General features: G+C 40.4%; 33 protein-coding genes. All 33 read left to right on the top strand.

All coding sequences use genetic code 11. The features are described 5' to 3' along the window. On the top strand, nucleotides 1-83 hold an 83-nt coding region (locus tag U736_RS11915), incomplete at its 5' end, for an EF-Tu C-terminal domain-related protein (protein ID WP_006589354.1). A gap of 61 nt (nucleotides 84-144) precedes the next feature. Continuing rightward, nucleotides 145-453 (top strand): 30S ribosomal protein S10, encoded by a 309-nt coding sequence (gene rpsJ / locus U736_RS0107410; protein ID WP_005773267.1) that lies wholly within the window; start codon nucleotides 145-147, stop codon nucleotides 451-453. Between the two features lie 27 nt (nucleotides 454-480). After that, the gene (gene rplC / locus U736_RS0107405) at nucleotides 481-1,218 is read left to right on the top strand and encodes a 50S ribosomal protein L3 (RefSeq protein WP_015856587.1); all 738 of its coding nucleotides are present in this window, start codon (nucleotides 481-483) and stop codon (nucleotides 1,216-1,218) included. A gap of 2 nt (nucleotides 1,219-1,220) precedes the next feature. Then, the gene (gene rplD / locus U736_RS0107400; RefSeq protein ID WP_015856586.1) at nucleotides 1,221-1,841 is read left to right on the top strand and encodes a 50S ribosomal protein L4; all 621 of its coding nucleotides are present in this window, start codon (nucleotides 1,221-1,223) and stop codon (nucleotides 1,839-1,841) included. After that, on the top strand, nucleotides 1,838-2,131 hold the full coding sequence (locus U736_RS0107395; RefSeq protein ID WP_015856585.1) for a 50S ribosomal protein L23: 294 nt from the start codon (nucleotides 1,838-1,840) through the stop codon (nucleotides 2,129-2,131). Before rplD ends, U736_RS0107395 begins: the two co-directional genes overlap by 4 nt. A gap of 21 nt (nucleotides 2,132-2,152) precedes the next feature. Further along, complete coding sequence (rplB, locus tag U736_RS0107390) at nucleotides 2,153-2,986, top strand: 50S ribosomal protein L2 (protein WP_015856584.1); 834 nt, start codon at nucleotides 2,153-2,155, stop codon at nucleotides 2,984-2,986. 15 nt (nucleotides 2,987-3,001) lie between these two features. Then, nucleotides 3,002-3,280, top strand: coding sequence for a 30S ribosomal protein S19 (gene rpsS, locus U736_RS0107385; RefSeq protein ID WP_004855734.1), 279 nt, complete (start codon nucleotides 3,002-3,004; stop codon nucleotides 3,278-3,280). 2 nt (nucleotides 3,281-3,282) lie between these two features. After that, nucleotides 3,283-3,672 carry a 50S ribosomal protein L22 gene (gene rplV, locus U736_RS0107380; protein ID WP_026500558.1) on the top strand — a complete coding sequence of 130 codons (390 nt, stop codon included), beginning with the start codon at nucleotides 3,283-3,285 and terminating at the stop codon, nucleotides 3,670-3,672. After that, nucleotides 3,672-4,382, top strand: coding sequence for a 30S ribosomal protein S3 (gene rpsC, locus U736_RS0107375; protein ID WP_015856582.1), 711 nt, complete (start codon nucleotides 3,672-3,674; stop codon nucleotides 4,380-4,382). The genes rplV and rpsC overlap by 1 nt, the downstream gene beginning before the upstream one ends. A gap of 36 nt (nucleotides 4,383-4,418) precedes the next feature. After that, on the top strand, nucleotides 4,419-4,832 hold the full coding sequence (gene rplP, locus U736_RS0107370; RefSeq protein WP_015856581.1) for a 50S ribosomal protein L16: 414 nt from the start codon (nucleotides 4,419-4,421) through the stop codon (nucleotides 4,830-4,832). 12 nt (nucleotides 4,833-4,844) lie between these two features. Beyond that, the gene (gene rpmC / locus U736_RS0107365) at nucleotides 4,845-5,045 is read left to right on the top strand and encodes a 50S ribosomal protein L29 (protein ID WP_015856580.1); all 201 of its coding nucleotides are present in this window, start codon (nucleotides 4,845-4,847) and stop codon (nucleotides 5,043-5,045) included. A gap of 11 nt (nucleotides 5,046-5,056) precedes the next feature. Beyond that, entirely contained in the window at nucleotides 5,057-5,296 is a 240-nt protein-coding gene (gene rpsQ / locus U736_RS0107360) for a 30S ribosomal protein S17 (protein ID WP_012231991.1), read from the top strand. A 144-nt stretch (nucleotides 5,297-5,440) separates the two neighbouring features. Then, the gene (gene rplN, locus U736_RS0107355) at nucleotides 5,441-5,809 is read left to right on the top strand and encodes a 50S ribosomal protein L14 (RefSeq protein ID WP_004855715.1); all 369 of its coding nucleotides are present in this window, start codon (nucleotides 5,441-5,443) and stop codon (nucleotides 5,807-5,809) included. Between the two features lie 12 nt (nucleotides 5,810-5,821). Then, nucleotides 5,822-6,136: a 50S ribosomal protein L24 gene (rplX, locus tag U736_RS0107350; RefSeq protein WP_015856579.1), complete on the top strand. Its 315-nt coding sequence runs from the start codon at nucleotides 5,822-5,824 to the stop codon at nucleotides 6,134-6,136. Further along, entirely contained in the window at nucleotides 6,129-6,686 is a 558-nt protein-coding gene (gene rplE, locus U736_RS0107345; protein ID WP_015856578.1) for a 50S ribosomal protein L5, read from the top strand. The genes rplX and rplE overlap by 8 nt, the downstream gene beginning before the upstream one ends. A 24-nt stretch (nucleotides 6,687-6,710) precedes the next feature. Continuing rightward, a complete protein-coding gene (gene rpsN / locus U736_RS0107340) occupies nucleotides 6,711-7,016 on the top strand; it encodes a 30S ribosomal protein S14 (protein ID WP_005773283.1) in 306 nt (101 codons plus the stop codon). Between the two features lie 14 nt (nucleotides 7,017-7,030). After that, the gene (gene rpsH / locus U736_RS0107335; protein ID WP_015856577.1) at nucleotides 7,031-7,429 is read left to right on the top strand and encodes a 30S ribosomal protein S8; all 399 of its coding nucleotides are present in this window, start codon (nucleotides 7,031-7,033) and stop codon (nucleotides 7,427-7,429) included. 39 nt (nucleotides 7,430-7,468) lie between these two features. Further along, nucleotides 7,469-8,002: a 50S ribosomal protein L6 gene (gene rplF / locus U736_RS0107330; protein ID WP_015856576.1), complete on the top strand. Its 534-nt coding sequence runs from the start codon at nucleotides 7,469-7,471 to the stop codon at nucleotides 8,000-8,002. A 12-nt stretch (nucleotides 8,003-8,014) separates the two neighbouring features. Continuing rightward, entirely contained in the window at nucleotides 8,015-8,377 is a 363-nt protein-coding gene (rplR, locus tag U736_RS0107325; protein WP_015856575.1) for a 50S ribosomal protein L18, read from the top strand. A gap of 111 nt (nucleotides 8,378-8,488) precedes the next feature. Next, nucleotides 8,489-9,037 (top strand): 30S ribosomal protein S5, encoded by a 549-nt coding sequence (gene rpsE, locus U736_RS0107320; RefSeq protein WP_015856574.1) that lies wholly within the window; start codon nucleotides 8,489-8,491, stop codon nucleotides 9,035-9,037. Between the two features lie 31 nt (nucleotides 9,038-9,068). After that, nucleotides 9,069-9,275: a 50S ribosomal protein L30 gene (rpmD, locus tag U736_RS0107315; protein ID WP_015856573.1), complete on the top strand. Its 207-nt coding sequence runs from the start codon at nucleotides 9,069-9,071 to the stop codon at nucleotides 9,273-9,275. A gap of 20 nt (nucleotides 9,276-9,295) precedes the next feature. Continuing rightward, nucleotides 9,296-9,763, top strand: coding sequence for a 50S ribosomal protein L15 (gene rplO / locus U736_RS0107310; protein ID WP_015856572.1), 468 nt, complete (start codon nucleotides 9,296-9,298; stop codon nucleotides 9,761-9,763). Between the two features lie 160 nt (nucleotides 9,764-9,923). Then, nucleotides 9,924-11,270, top strand: a complete 1,347-nt coding sequence (gene secY, locus U736_RS0107305; protein WP_015856571.1) for a preprotein translocase subunit SecY — start codon at nucleotides 9,924-9,926, stop codon at nucleotides 11,268-11,270. Then, nucleotides 11,267-11,845: an adenylate kinase gene (locus tag U736_RS0107300; protein WP_015856570.1), complete on the top strand. Its 579-nt coding sequence runs from the start codon at nucleotides 11,267-11,269 to the stop codon at nucleotides 11,843-11,845. Before secY ends, U736_RS0107300 begins: the two co-directional genes overlap by 4 nt. Nucleotides 11,846-12,022: 177 nt before the next feature. Next, nucleotides 12,023-12,391: a 30S ribosomal protein S13 gene (rpsM, locus tag U736_RS0107295; RefSeq protein ID WP_026500557.1), complete on the top strand. Its 369-nt coding sequence runs from the start codon at nucleotides 12,023-12,025 to the stop codon at nucleotides 12,389-12,391. Nucleotides 12,392-12,505: 114 nt separating this feature from the next. Continuing rightward, the gene (gene rpsK / locus U736_RS0107290) at nucleotides 12,506-12,895 is read left to right on the top strand and encodes a 30S ribosomal protein S11 (RefSeq protein WP_007347762.1); all 390 of its coding nucleotides are present in this window, start codon (nucleotides 12,506-12,508) and stop codon (nucleotides 12,893-12,895) included. Between the two features lie 94 nt (nucleotides 12,896-12,989). Next, complete coding sequence (locus U736_RS0107285) at nucleotides 12,990-14,003, top strand: DNA-directed RNA polymerase subunit alpha (protein WP_015856568.1); 1,014 nt, start codon at nucleotides 12,990-12,992, stop codon at nucleotides 14,001-14,003. A 24-nt stretch (nucleotides 14,004-14,027) separates the two neighbouring features. Then, nucleotides 14,028-14,456 carry a 50S ribosomal protein L17 gene (gene rplQ / locus U736_RS0107280; RefSeq protein WP_015856567.1) on the top strand — a complete coding sequence of 143 codons (429 nt, stop codon included), beginning with the start codon at nucleotides 14,028-14,030 and terminating at the stop codon, nucleotides 14,454-14,456. 268 nt (nucleotides 14,457-14,724) lie between these two features. Then, nucleotides 14,725-16,119, top strand: coding sequence for a DegQ family serine endoprotease (locus U736_RS0107275; RefSeq protein ID WP_015856566.1), 1,395 nt, complete (start codon nucleotides 14,725-14,727; stop codon nucleotides 16,117-16,119). Nucleotides 16,120-16,128: 9 nt separating this feature from the next. Next, the gene (locus U736_RS0107270; RefSeq protein ID WP_026500556.1) at nucleotides 16,129-17,448 is read left to right on the top strand and encodes a replication-associated recombination protein A; all 1,320 of its coding nucleotides are present in this window, start codon (nucleotides 16,129-16,131) and stop codon (nucleotides 17,446-17,448) included. Nucleotides 17,449-18,442: 994 nt separating this feature from the next. After that, entirely contained in the window at nucleotides 18,443-19,486 is a 1,044-nt protein-coding gene (recA, locus tag U736_RS0107265) for a recombinase RecA (RefSeq protein ID WP_015856564.1), read from the top strand. Nucleotides 19,487-19,695: 209 nt separating this feature from the next. Further along, on the top strand, nucleotides 19,696-22,368 hold the full coding sequence (gene alaS, locus U736_RS0107260; RefSeq protein WP_015856563.1) for an alanine--tRNA ligase: 2,673 nt from the start codon (nucleotides 19,696-19,698) through the stop codon (nucleotides 22,366-22,368). Between the two features lie 264 nt (nucleotides 22,369-22,632). Next, the coding region (locus U736_RS0107255) for an Arm DNA-binding domain-containing protein (RefSeq protein WP_155914999.1) at nucleotides 22,633-22,961 on the top strand (329 nt) is incomplete at its 3' end.

Below are 22,961 nucleotides of genomic sequence, written 5' to 3'. Positions count from 1 at the left end.
CGATGGAAGAGAAGCTTCGTTTTGCTATTCGTGAAGGTGGTCGTACTGTTGGTGCCGGTATCGTCTCTAAAATCATTGAATAAATAATGCTTGTTGAGTGTTTTCATTATTGAAGGCACTCTGTATAACAGGGAAATAAAGAGCATGAACAGTCAGAATATTCGCATTCGCTTAAAAGCGTTTGATCATAGAATTCTTGATACGTCGACGCGTGAGATTGTATCGACTGCTAAACGTACCGGTGCAAATGTCCGTGGTCCCATTCCGCTTCCGACGCGGATTGAGAAGTTTACGGTCAATCGTGGACCGCATATCGATAAGAAGAGTCGTGAGCAGTTTGAGATGCGAACACATAAGCGTCTTCTTGATATTGTTGATCCAACGCCGCAAACAGTGGATGCGCTTATGAAGCTCGATCTTTCTGCTGGTGTGGATGTAGAAATTAAGCTCTGAGGTTTGAGGACAGAAGGAACAGACCCGATGCGTTCAGGTGTAATAGCACAGAAGCTGGGCATGACCCGTATTTATAATGATGCTGGTGAGCATGTGCCGGTGACCGTACTTCGTTTGGAGAATTGTCAAGTCGTTGCTCAGCGTACAGTTGAAAAGAATGGTTATACTGCTGTTCAATTAGGTGTAGGCTTTGCTAAGGTTAAGAATACTTCACAAGCTCTTCGCGGACATTTTGCTAAGGCTTCTGTTGAGCCTAAAGCTAAAATAGCGGAGTTTCGTGTGAGTCCCGACAATCTTCTTGATGTTGGTACTGAGATTACGGTGGAACATTTTGTTCCAGGACAAAGAGTTGATGTGACTGGTACCAGTATTGGTAAGGGGTTTGCTGGTGTTATGAAACGGCATAACTTTGGTGGGCATCGTGCTTCCCATGGTAATTCGATCACACATCGTGCTCATGGTTCTACAGGGCAGTGTCAAGATCCTGGTAAAGTTTTTAAAGGTAAAAAAATGGCTGGCCATATGGGGCAAGTGCGTGTAACAACACAGAATATTGAAGTTATTTCCACGGATAGTGAACGTGGTTTAATTTTAGTGCGTGGTGCTGTTTCTGGTTCTAAAGGTTCTTGGATTTTGGTACGGGATGCTGTGAAGAAGCGTCTTCCTGATAATGCTCCAAAGCCTGCTGGTATTCGCCGTCTTGTGAAGGAGAAAACGGAAATGGTTACTCCGGTGACGGAAACCTCTGAAGTTGAGGGAGCCTAATAATGGATCTTGTAATTAAAACTCTTGATGGTAATGAAGCTGGCAAATTAAAGGTTTCTGAAGCTATTTTTGATCTTGTTCCACGTGAGGATATTTTGCAACGTGTTGTTCGTTGGCAGCTTGCACGTCGTCAGCAGGGGAGTCATCAATCCCAAGGTCGTTCTGATGTGTCGCGAACAGGGGCAAAAATGTTTAAGCAAAAAGGAACTGGGCGTGCTCGACATTCATCTGCCCGTGCACCGCAGTTTAGAGGTGGGGGTAAGGCACATGGACCGGTGGTTCGTAGCCATGCGCATGATCTTCCTAAAAAGATTCGTGCTCTTGGGTTACGTCTTGCTTTATCTGCAAAATTAAAAGCAAAAGACTTAATTATTGTGGATGAGTTGACTGTTAAGGATGCGAAAACGAAAATGCTTGTTTCTCATTTTTCTAAGCTTGGATTTAATAACGCTCTCTTGATTGGTGGTAAAGAGATTGATATTAACTTTTTTCGTGCAGTCTCTAATATCCCTAATATTGATATTTTGCCTATTCAGGGAATTAATGTTTATGATATTTTGCGTCGCAGCAAACTTGTTTTATCAAAGGCGGCTGTTGAGGCTCTTGAGGAGCGTTTTAAATGACAGATCTTCGCCATTATGATATAATTATTAGTCCAGTTATTACTGAAAAGTCGACTATGATTTCTGAATATAATCAAGTTGCTTTTAATGTCGCGCCGAAAGCGACGAAGCCTGAGATTAAGGCTGCTATTGAAGCGCTTTTTAGCGTAAAAGTTAAAGCAGTTAACACGATAGTCCGTAAGGGTAAAGTGAAGCGTTTTAAAGGTATAGTTGGTCGGCAAAGTGATGTCAAAAAAGCGATCGTAACTCTGGCCAATGGTCAGACTATCGACGTTTCGACAGGTCTTTAAATAGGCTCGGAGATAGGAATAATGGCACTTAAGCAATTTAATCCAACGACGCCTGGGCAGCGTCAGCTTGTTATTGTGGAACGTTCTTGTCTTTATAAGGGAAAACCTATAAAGATGTTGACTGAAGGTTTGTCTTCAAAGGGTGGACGTAATAATCGCGGTCGTGTTACTGCTCGTTTTCAGGGTGGTGGACATAAACGTAGTTATCGGTTTGTCGATTTTAAGCGTCTTAAACGTGATGTTTCAGCAAAGGTTGAGCGTTTAGAATATGATCCTAACCGTACTGCTTTTATTGCTTTAATTCGCTATGAGGACGGGCAAATGAGTTATATTCTTGCGCCACAGCGTCTTGCGGTTGGTGATTCTGTTATGGCTGGTTTAAATGTGGATGTTAAACCAGGTAATGCTATGCCTCTTGCTAATATGCCCGTAGGTACAATTATTCATAATGTTGAGATGAAGCCAGGAAAAGGGGGGCAGATTGCACGTTCAGCGGGTACTTATGCGCAGTTGGTTGGACGAGATCATGGTATGGCTATTCTTCGTTTAAATTCTGGTGAACAGCGTTTGGTTCTTAGTAGCTGTTTTGCAACTGTTGGTGCTGTTTCAAATCCTGATCATGGGAATATTAATGATGGTAAGGCAGGTCGGTCACGTTGGCGTGGTAAACGTCCACATGTTCGTGGTGTTGCTATGAACCCCGTTGATCATCCGCACGGTGGTGGTGAAGGTCGTACATCGGGGGGGCGCCATCCAGTATCTCCTTGGGGTAAGCCTACGAAAGGTAAGCGTACGCGCTCCAATAAAGCCACTGATAAATTTATTATGCGTACGCGTCATCAACGCAAGAAATGAGAAAGGTAGTCTGAAGTGGTTCGTTCAGTGTGGAAAGGTCCGTTTGTTGACGGCTATCTTCTTGGTAAAGCAGAGAAGGTACGTGCAAGTGGGCGCAATGAAGTTATAAAAATATGGAGTCGTCGCTCTACTATTTTACCGCAATTTGTTGGTTTAACTTTTGGTGTTTACAACGGTAATAAGCATATTCCTGTTTCTGTTTCTGAAGAGATGGTTGGACATAAGTTTGGTGAGTTCGCTCCTACCCGGACTTATTATGGTCATGGTGCCGATAAAAAAGCGAAGAGGAAGTAGGAATGGGAAAAGCTAAAGTTTTGCGCCAGCTTAGAGATAATGAAGCAAGAGCTGTCACGCGGACAATTCGTGTTAGTCCGCAGAAGCTTAATTTAGTTGCTGTAATGATTCGTGGTAAAAGAGTTAATGTAGCACTCGCTGATTTGATGTTTTCACGCAAGCGTATTGCTGCTACTGTGAAAAAAACGCTTGAATCAGCAATTGCAAATGCAGAGAATAACCACGATCTTGATATTGATTCGCTTATTGTGGCGGAAGCTTATGTTGGTAAGTCGATAGTGATGAAGCGCTTTCATGTTCGTGGTCGAGGGCGTGCTAGTAGAATTGAACGTCCATTTTCGCATCTTACTGTTATTGTTCGTGAAGTTACCGAAAAAGTGGAGGCCGCGTAATGGGTCAGAAGATCAATCCAATAGGACTTCGTCTTGGTGTTAATCGGACTTGGGATTCTCGTTGGTATGCTGATAGTGGTGAATATGGGCGCCTTCTTCATGAAGATTTGAAAATTCGTTCATATGTGCTGGAGGAGCTTAAACAGGCGGCTATTTCGAAGGTTGTTATTGAGCGTCCTCATAAGAAGTGTCGTATTACGATTCATTCTGCACGTCCTGGTTTGATTATTGGTAAAAAGGGTGCTGATATCGAAAAGCTTCGTCGTAAGCTCTCAGAAATGACGGATGCTGAAACTTCATTAAATATTGTGGAGATTCGTAAACCGGAGATTGATGCCACGATTATTGCGCAATCAATTGCTCAACAGTTAGAGCGTCGTGTTGCTTTTCGTCGTGCAATGAAGCGTGCTGTTCAGTCTGCTATGCGTCTTGGTGCGGAAGGTATTCGTATCAACTGTTCTGGCCGTCTTGGTGGTGCTGAAATTGCTCGTATGGAATGGTATCGTGAAGGTCGTGTTCCACTTCATACCTTGCGTTCTGATGTTGATTACGGTACAGCAGAAGCTAAGACCGCTTATGGTATTTGTGGTATTAAAGTTTGGGTCTTTAAGGGTGAGATTCTTGAGCATGATCCGATGGCTTCAGAACGTCGTGCTACGGAAGTTGATCAATCTGGTTCTTCATCGAATCGTCGCCGTGAAAATGCTTAGTTTTTGAGATTGAACTAAAATTTGGAGTAGAGAACAATGTTGCAGCCAAAGCGCACAAAGTTCCGTAAACAGTTCAAGGGCCGTATTCACGGTGTTGCGAAGGGTGGTACGGATTTGAATTTCGGTGCCTACGGTTTGAAGGCTGTTGAGCCGGAGCGGATTACTGCTCGTCAAATTGAAGCGGCGCGCCGTGCGATTACGCGTTATATGAAGCGTTCTGGTCGTGTATGGATTCGCATTTTTCCAGATCTTCCGGTTACATCTAAACCGACTGAAGTTCGTATGGGTAAAGGTAAGGGAAGTGTCGATTATTGGGCTGCACGTGTTGCTCCTGGACGCATCATGTTTGAGCTCGATGGAGTTCCTGAGGATGTTGCACGTGAAGCACTGAGATTGGGTGCTGCAAAGTTGCCTATAAAAACGCGTTTCATCCAGCGTATTGCTGAATAATGAGGTTAAGCGATGAAAGCCACAGAATTACGGGCGCAAACGCTCGACCAAGTGAAAGATGAATTGGCTAAGTTAAAGAAAGAGCAATTTAATTTGCGTTTTCAAAAAGCAACAGGTCAATTAGAAAAGACTGCGCGTGTTAGACAAGTTCGTCGTGATATTGCGCGTATTAAAACTTTTCTTCGTCAAAAGGTAAGTGAAAGTAAGGTTTAAGGAAATGAGAGATGCCTAAACGCGTTTTGCAGGGTGTTGTTATTAGCGACAAAAGTGATAAGACTGTTGTTGTCAAAGTTGAGCGCCGTTATTCTCATCCGCTTCTTAAGAAGACTGTTCGGCAGTCTAAAAATTATAAAGCGCATGACGAAAACAACCAATTCAAGATTGGGGATCAAGTTTCTATTCAAGAATCTAGACCAATTTCGAAAGATAAATGTTGGATTGTTGTAAAAGACAATGTAGCGTAATGAGTTAAGTTTATTGTTTTAGAATTTAATAGTGTTTTTATCATTGATAAATTTAAAGGCGATGACTTTATCGTTATTTGGCAGGCAAATCCGAGTGTATAAAAGGTACAATCGGATATATGTGTTAAGAGAAGGTGGCCAGTCATGATTCAGATGCAAACAAACCTCGACGTTGCTGATAATTCTGGTGCTCGTCGTGTCATGTGCATCAAGGTGTTAGGCGGTTCAAAGCGGAAATATGCTTCGGTCGGTGACATTATTGTTGTTTCGGTTAAAGATGCTATTCCTCGTGGCCGTGTTAAAAAAGGTGATGTTATGAAAGCTGTTGTGGTTCGTACTGCTAAGGATATTCGTCGCGCAGATGGTAGTGTCATTCGTTTTGATAGTAATGCTGCGGTTTTAGTGGATAATAAAAAAGAGCCGATCGGTACTCGTATCTTTGGACCTGTTCCCCGCGAATTGCGTGGTAGGAATCATATGAAGATCATCTCGCTCGCTCCTGAAGTTCTGTAAGGAGTAAATGTTATGCAGAAGATTCGAAAAGGTGATAAAGTTGTTGTTTTATCCGGTAAGGATAAAGGATGTAGTGGTGAAGTAATTAAGGTTAGTCCAAAAGAGAATAAGGCTTTTGTTCGTGGGATTAATATGATTAAACGTCATCAACGTCAAACGCAGAAGCAAGAAGCTGGAATTATTTCTAAAGAAGCTCCGATTCATCTGTCTAATTTGGCGATTGCTGATCCTAAAGATGGTAAGCCTACACGTGTAGGCTTTCGTATGAATGCAGATGGTAATAAAGTGCGTTTTGCCAAGCGTTCGGGAGAGTTGATTAATGGCTGAGGAAAGACAAATACCGCGTATGAAAGCGCATTATTTTGAAGTGATTCGTAAAGCGCTTCAAGAGAAGTTTAATTACAGAAATGCGATGCAAATTCCGCGGATTGATAAAATTGTAATAAATATGGGGATAGGTGAAGCAACGGCTGATTCGAAGAAGCCTTCTCTTGCTGCTGAGGATTTAGGGCTAATAACAGGTCAGAAGGCTGTTGTTACACGTGCGCGTAATTCTATTGCGACCTTTAAGGTTCGTGAAGGAATGCCTCTTGGGGCTAAAGTTACATTGCGTAAAGATCGTATGTTTGAGTTTTTAGATCGTCTTGTTACGATTGCTCTTCCACGGGTTCGTGACTTTCGTGGTTTGAATCCAAAGAGTTTTGATGGTCGTGGCAATTTTGCTATGGGTATTAAAGAACACATTGTGTTTCCAGAAATCAACTATGATAAAGTTGATCAAATTTGGGGCATGGATATTATTGTTTGTACGACAGCAAAAACGGATGATGAAGCTCGTGAGTTATTGCGTGCTTTTAATTTTCCTTTTCGTTCGTAACGGCAGACATAGTGAGGTGAAAGTATGGCCAAAGTAAGTGCCGTTGAAAAAAATAAGCGTCGTGAGGTGATGGTAAAGCGTTATGCTGCCCGTCGTGCACGTTTGAAAGCAATAGTTATGGATCAGAAGGTTTCTCTTGAAGAACGTTTTAAAGCTTCTGTTCAGTTGGCAGAGTTGCCACGTAATTCTTCGAAAGTTCGTATTCGTAATCGCTGTGAGGTTTCAGGTCGTCCGCGGGCTTATTATCGTAAATTAAAAATGTCGCGAATTGCGTTGCGTGAGCTTGGCTCTATTGGCCATATTCCTGGTATTGTAAAGTCTAGTTGGTAAGAGGAGATTATTTAATGTCTATGTCAGATCCTCTTGGTGATATGTTAACACGTATTCGTAATGCACTTGGTCGTAAAAAAGGTAAAGTAGTTACTCCAGCTTCGAAGCTTCGTGCGCACGTTCTTGATGTTCTTCAGTCGGAAGGTTATATTCGTGGATATAATCAAATTGATTTAGGTGATGGGAAAGCTGAAATTGAAATCGAATTGAAGTATTTTGAAGGGCTGGCTGCTATTCGTGAGATTTCACGTGTATCAAAGCCAGGTCGTCGTGTGTATGTTTCTGCTAAGTCACTTCCACAGGTGGCAAATGGTCTTGGTATTTCGATTTTATCGACTCCTAAAGGCGTCATGGCAGATCATGAGGCGCGTGAACAGAATGTTGGTGGAGAACTCCTTTGTCGTGTTTTCTAAGTTATGTCAAGAAAACGGAAGAAAAAGTAGGTTAGAACAATGTCTCGTATTGGAAAGAAACCCATTTCAATTCCTTCTGGAGTTACTGCTACTGTTGAAGGTCAGCTGGTTAAGGCAAAAGGTCCAAAAGGTGAGCTGAGCTACGTCGTCAATGATGAAGTCTTAGTCAAGTTTGAGGAAAATATCATATCAGTTATGCCGCGGGATCAGTCAAAAGATGCGCGTTCTAAATGGGGTATGTCGCGCTCAATGATTGAGAACATTTTTTGTGGTGTGAAGGATGGTTTTGAAAAGAGGTTGGAGATTAATGGGGTTGGTTATCGTGCTGCTTTGCAGGGTAAGGATGTCCAACTATCTCTAGGCTTTTCCCATGATGTGGTTTATAAAGTTCCATCGGGTGTTACTGTAACTGTTCCTAAGCCGACAGAAATTGTTGTTTCTGGAATTGATAAACAGCAAGTTGGACAAGTTGCAGCGGAGATTCGTGAGTATCGTAGACCTGAGCCTTATAAAGGTAAAGGTGTTAAGCATGCAGATGAACGTATCTTCCGTAAAGAAGGTAAAAAGAAATAAGGATTTTGTATTATGGTTTCATCTAAGGACATTATCCAACGTCGTGCGAGGCGTGTTCGTCGTAGAATTAAAATGGTTTCTCATGATCGTCCTCGGCTTAGTGTTTATCGTTCAAATCAGAACATTTATGCTCAAGTTATCGATGATTTGCGGGGATGTACACTTGTTTCAGCCTCTACTCTTGAAAGTGATTTAAAAAAGTCGTTAAAGAGTGGTGCTGATAAAAAAGCAGCTTTTGCTGTTGGTAAGTTAATTGCTGAGCGTGCGAAGCAAGCGGGTGTTAATGAAGTGGTTTTTGATCGTGGAGCGTATGTGTATCATGGTCGAGTCAAGGCTTTAGCTGAAGCTGCTCGTGAAGGTGGTTTGAATTTCTAAAATTTCTTATTTGTGAGTGAGTAAGGAGAGTTTAGAGTATTTCGTTTAAGTTCTTCCAGTTTGATGAGGGACTTTGTTATCGTGCTTCCGGAAAAGAAAAAGGAATGAGGAATGGCACAAAAAGAACGTGGTGAGAGAGAAGAACGCGATAATGAGTTTGTCGATAGGCTAGTTCATATCAATCGTGTTGCTAAAGTTGTAAAGGGTGGTCGGCGTTTTGGTTTTGCTGCTCTTGTTGTCGTTGGAGATCAAAAAGGACGTGTAGGTTTTGGACATGGTAAGGCCCGTGAAGTTCCAGAAGCCGTTCGTAAAGCAACGGAATCTGCAAAACGTGGGATGATTTATGTTCCGCTTCGGTCTGGACGTACATTGCACCATGATCTTGAAGGGCGTCATGGAGCTGGGCGTGTTTTGCTACGTTCGGCTTCTGCTGGTACTGGTATTATTGCTGGGGGACCGATGCGTGCTATTTTTGAAGCTCTTGGTATGCAGGATGTCGTTGCAAAATCATTGGGATCGTCTAATCCTTATAACATGGTTCGTGCAACATTTGATGCATTGAAACATCAAATGCATCCTAGAGATATTGCTGCTCAGCGTGGTATAAAATATTCGACTTTGCAGGCGCGTCGTCGCCATTTAGTTGACCTAGAAGGATAGTTTCTGAGATTATCAGAAAAGGAATTAGAAAATGGTTCAGAAAAAATCTCAGAGTGGTAAAACTATCACGGTTGAGCAAATTGGAAGCCCTATTCGAAACTCACAGATTCAGCGTGCAACCTTAAAGGGGCTTGGACTAAATAAAATGCGTCGTCGGCGCGTTTTAGATGATACACTTTGTGTGCGGGGTATGATTGCTCAGGTTCGGCATCTTGTTCGCGTTATAGATGAAGGTTAAGGGTTGCGGGAGTATTAGATATGAAACTCAATGAACTGCGTGATTGTGAAGGCGCAACAAAAAATCGTAAGCGTGTTGGGCGTGGTATTGGATCCGGTACGGGTAAGACTGGTGGTCGTGGTGTAAAAGGGCAAAAGTCGCGTTCTGGTGTTTCCCTTAATGGTTTTGAAGGTGGGCAAATGCCTATCTATCGTCGTTTGCCAAAACGTGGATTTAGAAATTTCTTTGCCAAAACCTACAATGAAGTTTCACTAGGACGTATTCAGTTGGCAGTTGATGCAGGTAAGTTGAATATTGAAAAGCCTGTTGATATGATTGCTTTGAAAGAAGCTGGTATTATTCGTCGTGAAAAAGACGGGGTTCGTCTTCTTTCTGATGGTGATTTGAAGGCTAAGATTACCTTTCATGTTTCTGGTGCTTCACAAGCTGCTCGTGTTAAGATTGAAAAAGTGGGTGGTCAGGTTATTTTTCCTGATATTGCTCAATAATTTTTTATATGAGTAGAGACCTAAAGAAGAGTTACATCTGTTCTGTGGGATCTTTTGTGGAGAATTTTTTAAGTTCTGCATTTATTTGTGTATGCATATATGAATTTTAGGGTTATACTTCTGTGTTTTAAAGAACTGGAGTGTGAAGTGGAGACGTTTTATGGCATCAGCAGCAGAGCAATTTGCTTCCAATATAAACTTCGGTACCTTTTCTCGTGCAACTGAATTAAAGAAACGCATCTGGTTTACTCTGGCAGCACTTCTTGTATATCGCTTTGGCACTTACATCTCTCTTCCAGGTATTAATATCGATGCTTTGCGGCAAACATTCGAACATCACGCGTCGGGTGTATTAGGACTCTTTAATATGTTTGCTGGGGGTGCCGTTGGGCGTATGGCTATTTTTGCGCTGGGTATCATGCCTTATATATCGGCATCTATTATTGTGCAATTGTTAACATCTATTATTCCTTCTTTGGAAACTCTTAAAAAAGAAGGGGAATTAGGTCGTAAGATTATCAATCAATATACGCGTTATGTAACAGTAGTATTGGCAATTCTACAAGCTTTTGGTATTGCGGTTGCGCTTGAAAGCGGTATAGGGACGGGGCTTCAAATTGTTTTAGAACCAGGTCTTATGTTTCGTATTTCTTCTGTTATTACTCTTGTTGGCGGAACGATGTTTCTCATGTGGCTTGGCGAGCAAATTACGTCACGTGGTGTTGGTAATGGGGTTTCTCTTATCATTTTTACAGGGATTGTAGCCAACTTCCCTTCTACTTTTGCTCAGCTTTTGACAGCTCATAGTCAGGCTGATTTATCAACTTTTCTTTTAATAGGGATCGTTCTTATTGCTGTTTTGGTTATTGGGCTTATTGTTTTTATAGAGCGTGCGCAACGGCGAATTCTTATCCAGTATCCAAAACGTCAGGTCGGGAATCAAATGTTTCAAGGAGATATGTCGCATCTTCCTTTAAAGTTGAATACTGCTGGTGTTATTCCACCTATTTTTGCTTCATCTTTATTATTATTACCTGCCACTATTAATAATTTTTCTGATAAAATGCCACAATGGGTTCAGGCGATTTCTTATGCTCTTGGTCATGGACAGCCACTTTATATGATTGTTTATGCATTTTTAATGGCGTTTTTTTGCTTTTTTTATACAGCTATTGTGTTTAATCCAAGTGATACTGCAGATCAGTTGAAAAAACATTCTGGTTTTATTCCAGGGATTCGTCCAGGTGAGCGTACAGCCGAATATATTGATTACGTTTTGACGCGTATTACTGTTGTGGGCGCTGTTTATATTATCTTGGTTTGTTTGTTACCTGAGTTTATGATATCTGCATTGCAGGTTCCTTTTTATCTTGGGGGAACATCCTTGTTGATTGTTGTTACTGTTACGCTTGATACGGTTGCTCAAATTCAGGGGTATCTTGTTGCCCACCAATATGAAGGGTTGATAAAAAAATCAAAACTTCGTGGAGGTAGAAGGAATCGATGAGAGTTATTCTTTTAGGTCCTCCTGGAGCGGGAAAAGGTACGCAAGCAAAAATGTTGACTGAGGAATATAACATTCCTCATTTGTCAACAGGGGATATGTTGCGTGAGGTGATTGCCAAAGAAACAGAGATTGGTAAAAAAGCTAAAGCTATTATAAGTTCTGGTGCTTTGGTTCCTGATAATATTGTTAACCAAATCGTATCAGATCGGATTGATGAAACTGATTGTGTAAACGGTTTTGTTTTGGATGGATATCCTCGAACTGTGGGGCAGGCAGAAGCGTTACAACAGATTTTGCAGTCAAAAAATATGCGGCTTGATGCTGTTATTGAGTTGTGTGTTGATGAAGACGTGTTGATTGAACGTATGAAGAAGCGCGTTGAGGAAACAATAGCGGCTGGTGGACAGGTTCGTTTAGATGACAATCCTGTTGCTTTTGCAAAAAGATTAGTAGAATATCGTGAAAAAACCGCTCCCTTATCAAAATTTTATTCAGAGAGGGGAATGTTGAAGGTCATTGATGGAATGATTGGTATTACTGAAGTGACACGCATGATTAGAGGTTTTCTTTCATAAGATTTTTTTAGAAATAAATGAAAAGAGTTGACTTTTGAGATGAAATCTATCACAAACGAATTTAATTTATTTTAGTGAAATAATAGGATTCGGAAGATTTTTTTCTGAGTCTATTTTTTCTGTAAGGTATATCAGGTATTTTATAACAATTTGTCAAAATAACTAAGGAGAGTAGGCGTGGCTCGTATTGCTGGCGTCAATATCCCGACAAATAAGCGTGTAATTATTGCGCTTCAATATATCCACGGGATTGGACCAAAATTTGCTCAAGAAATTATTGAAAGAGTTGGCATTCCCTTGGGGCGTCGTGTGCATGAGCTTTCAGATGCTGAGGTGCTGCAGATTCGTGAGGCGATAGATCAAGGCTATCAAGTTGAAGGTGATCTTCGTCGTGAGGTTGCTATGAATGTTAAGCGTTTGATGGACCTTGGTTGTTATCGAGGATTGCGTCATCGCCGGTCTTTGCCTGTCCGAGGGCAGCGTACACATACAAATGCCCGTACGCGTAAAGGACCAGCTAAGGCAATTGCCGGTAAAAAGAAATAAGAGCCTTTTTGGAAGGTTTTTATATATTCTGTTTCTTGTTTGATTTTTTTGACAAGGAAAAGAAGGTGGAGCTGCTGATGTTACGGCAGTGATGAGATCGTTGAAAGGGAAATTATGGCCAAGGAAGCCACACGTGTTCGTCGTCGCGAACGTAAAAATATTTCATCGGGTGTTGTGCATATTAATTCAACATTTAATAACACAATGATTACTATTACTGATGCTCAGGGTAATGCAATTGCTTGGTCATCTGCGGGGGCCCAAGGGTTTAAAGGTGCGCGTAAATCGACACCTTTTGCTGCTCAAGTTGCTGCGGAGGATTGTGCAAGAAAAGCGCAAGAGCATGGTATGCGTTCTTTGGAAGTTGAAGTTTGTGGACCTGGATCAGGGCGTGAATCTGCTCTACGTGCATTGCAATCTGTTGGTTTTGTCATTACTTCTATTCGTGATGTAACACCAATTCCTCATAATGGATGTCGTCCACGGAAAAGGCGGCGTGTTTAATTGGGTGTTGTTTTTTGTTGTCGGAGATTTCTCTGATGTTCACATTGGTCGTTACGATTGAATGGTAACGGAACTAAAGAACGGGAATAAAAATATGATCCAGAAAAACTGGCAAGAACTTATTAAACCCAATAAGGTTGAATCATGTGCGCATGATAATCCAAATGTTATAAGTGTGATCGCTGAACCTCTTGAGCGGGGTTTTGGCTTAACGTTAGGAAATGCACTTCGTCGCGTGTTGTTATCTTCGCTTCGTGGTGCTGCTATTACTGCTGTGCAGATTGACGGTGTCTTACATGAATTTTCATCGATTCCAGGTGTGCGTGAGGATGTTACGGATATTATTCTGAATATAAAAGAAATTGCGCTTCGTATGGAAGAAGAAGGTCCTAAACGTGTCGTTGTTTATAAAGAGGGGCCTGGTGTCGTGAAAGCGGGAGATATCAGTACCGTTGGGGATATGGAAATTCTAAATCCAGATCATGTTATTTGTACTCTTGATGAAGATGCTGAAATTCGTATGGAATTTATTGTCAACACAGGGAAGGGGTATGTTCCATCTGATCGTAATTGTGTTGATGATGCACGTATAGGGCTTATTCCAATTGATAGTCTTTATTCACCAATTCGTAAAGTGTCTTATAAAGTGGAAAATACGCGTGAAGGTCAAGTTTTGGATTATGATAAATTGACCTTAACGATTGAAACGAATGGTGCTGTTAATGGAGAGGATGCTGTTGCTTTTGCAGCACGCATTCTTCAGGATCAATTATCATTATTTATTAACTTCGAAGAGCCACAGAAGGAGCCTGTTGAAGAGGCTGATTCTGAGCTTTCTTTTAATCCTGCTCTTCTCAAAAAAGTGGATGAATTAGAACTTTCAGTTCGTTCTGCAAATTGTCTTAAGAATGATAATATTGTCTATATTGGTGATCTTATTCAAAAAACAGAATCTGAAATGCTTCGGACACCGAATTTTGGTCGCAAATCGTTGAATGAGATTAAAGAGGTTTTGGCATGTATGGGGTTACATCTTGGGATGGAAATTCCTGCGTGGCCGCCTGAAAACATTGATGATCTTGCAAAACGTTATGAAGATCAATATTAAAATTAGAATTTAAGGAGAGGGCTTATGCGCCACAGTAAGTCAGGACGCAAGTTGAATCGTACTGCCAGTCACCGTAAAGCGATGTTTGCAAATATGGCAACTTCGTTGATCGAGCATGAGCAGATTATGACAACGCTTCCAAAGGCTAAAGAAATTCGTCCTATTGTTGAAAAACTCGTTACTCTTGGTAAGCGTGGTGGTTTGCATGCGCGTCGGCAAGCAATTGCAGCACTTCGTGATGCAGGAAAGGTTGCAAAATTATTTGATACGCTTGCGCCACGTTATGCATCCCGCAACGGTGGATATTTGCGTATTATGAAAGCGGGGTTTCGTACCGGTGATAATGCGCCTATGGCTGTTATAGAATTTGTTGATCGTGATGTTGAAGCGAAGGGTGCTGGGGATCGTGCTCGCATGGAGGCTTCTGAGAATGAAAAGAGGACATCTTCGTAAAGTTTTTTACTCTGTTGGATTTTTAAAGGCCGCCTTGTCTTAGGCGGTTTTTTTGTGAGCATTTTTAAGTTTGTTTTAGTTGAGAAATAGCTGCAGAGAGAAAATTATAGGGACATTGAATTATCTTATTTTTATAATATTTATTGTTCAAATAGGTTGTTTTTATTCTCTATTATGAAATATTAATAGAGATCCTTAATTTGCGGGGATGAGTTTTTTTATTCTATTAATCTTCAACAGAATATGCTGATTTTATAAGGAGTGGATTATGAGATATTCTTTTTGGGTGCGGATTTTTTTTGCAATTATGATGCAGATATCATTTGATCATGTATATGCTCATGTTCCTCAAACACAAACAGAAATCACTCTTTCATTTGCTCCTTTAGTTAAAAAGACAGTTCCATCTGTTGTAAATATTTATGCAGCTCGACAAATTAGAGCACGCTCACCTTTTGAAGGGGATCCATTTTTTGAGCAGTTTTTTGGTCGTTTTCAAAATAAATTTCCTGTTCGCAAGCAATCGTCATTAGGATCAGGGGTGATTGTTGATTCACGTGGTTTGATTGTTACAAATTACCACGTCATTAAAGATGCAAGCGAAATTAAAGTGGCTTTTTCTGATGGGCGGGAGTTTGAGAGTAAGATCGTGCTCAAAGATGAAGCAACTGATATTGCAATTCTTGAAGTTGAGGAAAAAGATGCTCAATTCCCTGTTCTTTCTTTGGGAAATTCTGATGCTGTTGAAGTTGGTGATCTTGTTCTTGCTATTGGTAATCCTTTTGGTGTTGGTCAAACAGTTACAAGTGGTATTGTTTCAGCGCAAGCGCGTACACGTGTTGGGATTTCTGATTTTGACTTTTTTATTCAAACAGACGCTGCCATTAATCCAGGGAATTCTGGTGGCGCTTTAATTGATATGAAAGGTCAATTAATCGGAATTAATACGGCTATTTATTCGCGTTCTGGTGGTTCTGTAGGGATTGGTTTTGCTATTCCAGTTAATCTTGTAAAAGTGATGCTTGATACTGTTAAACGCGGTGGAAAATATTTTGTGCCGCCTTATATTGGGGCTTCTTTTCAAAATGTTACACCTGATATTGCTGGTGGTTTAGGTTTAGAACGTCCCTATGGTGCTCTGATTATTGAAGTTATCAAAGATAGTCCTGCTGAAAAAGCTGGATTGAAAGTAGGTGATGTTATTTTGAGTGTGCAAGGGGTACGCGTTGATAGTCCAGATAGTCTTGGGTATCGTTTGATGACAGCTGACGTTGAGCATAGTCTTGCTTTGGAATATTTACGAAATGGAAAAACTTTAAAAACACAAATAACAGTTTCATCGATATCAGAAACTGCATTTTTAAAATCTGAAAAAATTACGGGTGACAGTCCTCTTTCTGGTGCTGAAGTGTTAGATTTAACACCGCAAAATAGTCGACGTTTTCATCTTCCTATATCTGCAAAAGGGGTTGTGATTACCAACCTTGATGATATGAGCAATGCAGCTGGAATTTTTCAGTCAGGAGATATTCTACGTGTTGTAAATGGCCATAAAATTCAAACAGTTCATCAGTTGAAAAAGGTTCTTATGCAAGCTCGTTCGCGTACTTGGCAATTGGAATATGAACGTGATGGTATGTATATTCGCCAATTTATTCGTTGAGGTTTTTTTTTGAAGAAAGATTTTTTTACTTCGTCGTTTGATTTTCAAGTTAATAAAAATCAGCCACTTGCAGAAAGAATGCGCCCTTGTTCTCTCAATGATGTTGTGGGACAAAAGCATTTGATTGGAGAGGATGGTTTGCTTTCACGTATGGTGGCAACTGGCTCAATTGGATCGATGATTTTTTGGGGACCTCCAGGGACGGGAAAAACAACCGTTGCACGTTTGTTAGCACTTGAAACAAGTTTCGCGTTTGAACAGGTTTCTGCTATTTTTACAGGAGTTTCTGAACTTAAAAAGATTTTTGAAGTTGCGCAGAGGCGTTTTATATCTGGAGATAAAACACTTCTCTTTGTTGATGAAATTCATCGGTTTAATCGTGCACAGCAGGATAGTTTTCTTTCTGTGATGGAAGAAGGTATTGTGGTACTTATAGGTGCAACAACCGAAAATCCTTCTTTTGAACTTAATGCTGCTCTTCTTTCGCGTGCACGTGTTTTAACATTTCTTTCACATGATCATGAAAGTTTGGACATGCTTTTGAGGCGTGCTGAAGAAGTGGAGGGAAAAACTCTTCCCTTGGATAATGATGCCAGAGACGTTTTGATAGAGATGTCTGATGGTGATGCGCGGGTAGCGTTAACATTGGCAGAGGAAGTTTGGTCTATTGCACCATTGGGAGAGATTCTTGATGTTGTTGCTTTGCAAAAAGTTATTCAGCGTCGTGTGCCCATTTATGATAAAGGACGAGATGGGCATTATAATCTCATTTCAGCGTTGCATAAATCCGTTCGTGGATCTGATCCTGATGCTGCGCTTTATTATTTGGCACGTATGTTGGATGCTGGTGAAGATCCTCTCTATATTGGGCGAAGATTGGTTCGTATGGCTGTTGAAGATGTTGGTTTGGCTGATCCTCAAGCTCTGGTCATTTGTAATGCAGCAAAAGATGCCTATGATTATTTAGGATCACCAGAAGGAGAATTGGCTTTGGCGCAAGCATGTCTTTATGTTGCAACTGCGCCAAAGTCAAATGCAACATATCTCGCGTATAAAGCAGCACTGCGTTGTGCGCGCAAAAATGGCTCTTTATCACCTCCTAAGCATATTCTTAATGCTCCTACGAAATTTATGAAGGAGGAAGGGTTTGGAAATGGTTATTGTTATGACCATGATGAACCAGACGCTTTTTCAGGACAAGAATATTTTCCCGAAAAACTTGGGCGTCAGAGTTATTATAAGCCAGTTGAGCGTGGTTTTGAGCGTGAAATTGTGAAACGTCTTGAGTGGTGGAAACAATTGCGCAAAAAACGTAAAGATCAAAAATAAAATTTGAGTAGAAATACATGTTTTATTGATCTTGGATTTATTTTTTATCTCTTATGTTATTGTATGAGCAGTTTAGCTTATATTTTAAATATTTATTGCATTGCTCGTAGAGATTTTTTTTGATATCTTCAAAAGTGCATATTTTTTTATCAAATTTAAATGTGTTATTCAACTTTTAAGCTGCTTTATTTTTGTGGTTTTTATTAAATAATATAATTGATTTATAACGATAACTCACTGTTTTGTAAGTTGAATAAAAGTCCTAAATACCGTGAATTTTACTCATTCCAAGCTTGGTATTTGTTGAAGCAATCAAATCATTCGCTTGTGCGTTATAAGCAGGATTAGCGTGTGATAAAAACTGTACAAGAAAGAACTAAAAATTCTTCTTATGAAGCGTCTCAAGTGCCGAGAGTTGTCGCAACATTGGGGGATGATAAATAGTGTGATGGTGCCGACTTTCTCATTCTTTAGTGTAAAGATGGTGGCTCCCAAAGGGCTTTACAGTATACCGCATTCATGGGTGTTGTCACGAAGTGAGCTTGGGGGTGTTGAGAGATGTTTCTTAAATCAAGTGCATGAATATGCAACACAATGGCGTTTTGTTCTTCGATGCGATAGGGGATGAGGTTGATTGATAATGCGTTTTTGTGTGATCAATAGCAGGAGAATTCTTAGTCACTTAAGTACTTAATCAAAGGGATAAGAAGAAGGGCTGTAGAACATTGTGTTTAAATTTAAATTGTTCCTTTTCTAGAGAGATATAAATATGTTAACTATGCTCTCATGGGGATATTATTTTATTGGAGTTTATTTTGTGTCATAAGATAAGCGATGCCAATTCTTTATTGTGATGGTCATGAATGTTATGGACATAATGTGGAGATAGGAATGGAAATAGTCTGTGAAAATCTAAACTCAAGCCTTTAGTTAAATTAAAAGTACAGTGTACACTTAAGTTTTAGGTTATTATGAATCGGTCAAGGATATAATCGTGGATAAAACAAAAGCTCTCGATGCTGCTCTCTCACAAATTGAACGTTCTTTTGGTAAAGGCTCGATTATGCGTCTTGGGCAAAAAGAGCAGGTTGTTGAAATTGAAACAGTTCCAACAGGGTCGTTATCCTTGGATATTGCTTTAGGGATTGGTGGATTACCGAAGGGGCGTATTGTTGAGATTTATGGACCAGAAAGTTCTGGGAAAACAACATTGGCTCTACATGCTATTGCTGAAGCACAGAAAGGGGGTGGAATTTGTGCTTTTATTGATGCAGAGCATGCGCTTGATCCTATTTATGCGCGTAAGCTTGGTGTTGATTTAGAAAACTTGTTCATTTCTCAGCCAGATACCGGTGAACAGGCATTGGAAATTACAGAAACGTTGGTTCGTTCTGGTGCAGTTGATGTGCTTGTTGTGGATTCTGTCGCAGCTTTAACACCGCGAGCAGAGATTGACGGTGAAATGGGTGATGCTTTGCCCGGATTGCAAGCACGGTTAATGAGTAAAGCGTTGCGAAAATTAACGGCAGCAATTTTTCGCTCTAACTGTATGGTTGTCTTTATTAATCAAATTCGCATGAAAATTGGTGTGATGTTTGGTTCTCCCGAAACGACAACGGGTGGAAACGCTTTAAAGTTTTATGCTTCTGTTCGTTTAGATATTCGTCGCATTGGATCCATTAAAGATAGGGATGCAATCGTTGGTAATCAGACGCGTGTTAAAGTGGTGAAGAATAAACTGGCGCCTCCATTCAAACAGGTTGAGTTTGATATTATTTATGGTGAAGGTATTTCCAAAGTAGGTGAACTGATTGATTTGGGTGTCAAGGTTGGTATTGTGGAAAAATCTGGTGCATGGTTTTCTTATAATTCTCAGCGTTTAGGACAGGGGCGTGAGAATGCAAAGCAGTTTTTACGTGAACATGCGGAAATAGCTACAGAGATTGAATCAGCTTTGCGCCAAAATGCTGGTTTGATTGCGATTGAATTGTTAGAAAATGCAGGGTCAGAAAATATAGAAAGTGATGAAACCATTTGATGGAGCGTTTTTTTCGTCTATAATTTTTTTCCTTTAAGATTTTTCTGTTTTTTTGTTTGAGTTTTTAAATATACAGTCATTTTTTTCTCAATTATTTTAAAACAAATATTCCATTCTTTGATTAAATTGACTCCATGCGTGGCGAAGAGGATATTTAATGAGGGGGATTTTTCTTTTATGGTTTTGTGCTGTATTGAGCAGGTGTCAGTATGAATAGTGTTAATAATATTCGGTCAATATTTTTGGATTATTTTCATCGTAATGGGCATAAAGTTCTTTCTTCTAGTCCGCTTGTTCCGCGAAATGATCCTACACTTATGTTTACAAATGCAGGGATGGTGCAGTTTAAAAATGTTTTTACTGGACTTGAACAACCTCCTTATAAGCAAGCAACAACGGCACAAAAATGTGTTCGTGCGGGTGGAAAGCATAATGATCTTGATAATGTTGGTTATACGGCACGCCATCATACATTTTTTGAAATGCTGGGTAATTTTTCTTTCGGTGATTATTTCAAAGAAGAAGCCATTCTTTTATCATGGAATCTTTTAACGAAGGAATTTTGCCTACCAAAAGATAAATTGTTGGTGACAGTTTACCAGAGTGATGATGTTGCTGCTGAACTGTGGCGTAGAATTTCAGGTCTCCCAGATGAAAAAATTGTCCGTATTGCGACGGCTGATAATTTTTGGTCGATGGGAGAAACAGGACCTTGTGGTCCTTGTTCGGAGATTTTTTATGATCATGGCGATGAAATCTGGGGCGGTCCTCCTGGAAGTATGGAAGAAGATGGCGATCGCTTTATTGAGATTTGGAATCTTGTTTTTATGCAATATGAGCAGATTTCTCAGGAAAAACGTGTTGACTTGCCTCATCCTTCTATTGATACCGGTATGGGATTAGAGCGTATTGCTGCTGTTTTACAGGGCGTTCATGATAATTATGACATTGATCTTTTTCGTGCATTAATTGCTGCATCAGAAGAAATTACAGGGATTGAGGCAAAGGGTGATTTTATTGCCAGCCATCGTGTCATTGCTGATCATCTTCGCTCATCTGCATTTTTGATTGCTGATGGTGTGCTTCCTTCTAATGAAGGAAGAGGATATGTTTTACGTCGTATTATGCGTCGTGCTATGCGTCATGCGCATCTTCTTGGTGCTAAAGAGCCCTTATTGTGGCGACTTTTGCCTGCTTTAAACCGCGAAATGGGACAAGCCTATCCTGAATTGGTGCGTGCTGAATCTTTGATTTCAGAAACTTTAAGGTTAGAAGAAATACGTTTTCGTAAAACGCTTGAACGAGGACTTGGTTTGTTAAATGAAGCAAGTACCGATCTTAAAGAAGGAGATCATTTAAATGGTGAAGTTGCTTTCAAGCTTTATGATACCTATGGTTTTCCGCTTGATTTAACGCAGGATGTTTTGCGGCGTCGTGGAATATCTGTTGATGTTGATACCTTTGATAAAGCGATGGAACGTCAAAAAGAGGAAGCGCGTGCCAATTGGTCTGGTTCTGGGGAAGCTGTAACAGAAAAGATCTGGTTTTCTGTTCGTGATAAAGTGGGGGCTACAGAATTTTTGGGTTATGAAACAGAAACGGCTAAAGGCATTCTTACAGCTCTCGTGTGTGATGGTAAACTTGTTGATCATATTTCTTCAGGTCAGAAAGCTATGCTTGTTGTTAATCAGACACCTTTTTATGGTGAATCTGGTGGACAAATTGGTGATAGTGGTATCATTTCTGGTGAAAATTTTATTTTTGAGGTGCATGATACCCAAAGAAAGGGTGATGGTGTTTTTATCCATATTGGGGAGGTGAAATCTGGTCAGGCATCGAGGTCTGATTGTGTAGAATTAACCGTTGATGTTGTCCGTCGTAAAAAAATTCGTGGAAATCATTCTGCTACTCATTTGTTACATGAAGCTTTACGACAAGTTTTGGGATCTCATGTTACACAAAAAGGCTCTCTTGTATCGCCAGATCGGTTGCGTTTTGATTTTTCTCATCCAAAATCCGTTTCACCAGAAGAACTGAAAAAAATAGAAGATTTAGCAAATGAGATTATTTTGCAAAATAGTAGAGTGATAACGCGCCTCATGGCTGTAGATGATGCAATTTCTGAAGGTGCAATGGCATTATTTGGTGAAAAATATGGTGATGAAGTTCGCGTTGTTTCTATGGGGGAGCCACTTGAACAGCGAAGATTAAAAAAGCATTGGTCAATAGAGCTTTGTGGAGGCACACATGTGGAGCGAACAGGTGATATTGGTTTGATTCATATTTTTTCTGAAAGTTCTGTTTCGGCTGGAGTGCGGCGTATTGAAGCTTTAACAGGCAAAGAAGCACGTCTTTATCTTAGCCGCCAAGATGAACGTATTCATGAAATTGCTGATCTTTTAAAAACTTCTTCTGCTGGCGTGGAAGAACGGGTGCGAATTTTGCTTGATGATCGTCGTAAACTTGAAAAAGAATTGAATGATGTACGCAAGAAAATGATGTTGAGTGGTGGAATAACAGAAAGGAGCCAAGGTGATATTACCATCATCAATGGGCTTTCTTTTACCGGACGCGTTGTTAAAAATATTTTACCACGGGATCTTAAGGCGCTCGTCGATTCTGAGAAAAAACAAATCGGATCTGGAGTGGTTGCTTTTATTAGTGTCTCAGAGGATGGAAAAGGGAGTGCTGTTGTCGGCGTTACGGATGATTTAACGGATAAGTTAAATGCTGTTGATCTCGTTCATATTCTTTCAGGTATGCTTGGTGGTAAAGGTGGAGGTGGCCGTCCTGATATGGCGCAGGCAGGTGGTCCTGAGGGGAACAAAGCTGATGAGGCATTTGCGGCACTAAAAGATTTTCTGGAAAAAATTAAAGAATGAAATCATTCTGCATAGGTGTTTCTTACATTTTTATATTGGGTTGGCGTCTAAGTATCACGAATATCTATCTGGTGTGTTGCTGAAATCAGATAACACATTGATTTATAATGATAATATAGCGTTATTCATATTGAATTAGAATCCCGAATAACGTAAGATTCTCTCATTTCAAATCTGTTTATCTTGAATCAACTAAAACCACTCGTTTGCACATCACAAGTGGGATGAGTGTGTGGATAAAATTTGTATAAGAAAGGACTAAAAATGGCTCTTATGAACCGTCTTAATGCAAGGGCTGTCGCAACATTGGGAGCTGGCAAATATAATGATGGTGCCGGCTTGTTACTTCATAAGCGTAAAGATGGAGGTGCTCAATGGATTTACCGTTTTACCATTCATGGGCGGCGCCGTGAAATGGGCTTGGGTGCCTTGAGAGATGTCTCTTTAAAACAAGCCCGTGAATTGGCAACTGGATGGCGCTCTGTTTTACGTGAGGGGCGTGACCCCATTAAAGAACGCAATAAACAAAAGCGTGAAGCAATAAGCAATCTCCATTATTTAAAAGATATCGCGTTGGATGCTTTTGAAAGCCG

This window comes from Bartonella grahamii ATCC 700132 (assembly GCF_000518085.1).
In the GTDB taxonomy this organism is placed as follows: domain Bacteria; phylum Pseudomonadota; class Alphaproteobacteria; order Rhizobiales; family Rhizobiaceae; genus Bartonella; species Bartonella grahamii.
This window is presented reverse-complemented; position numbering and strand designations above follow the sequence as displayed.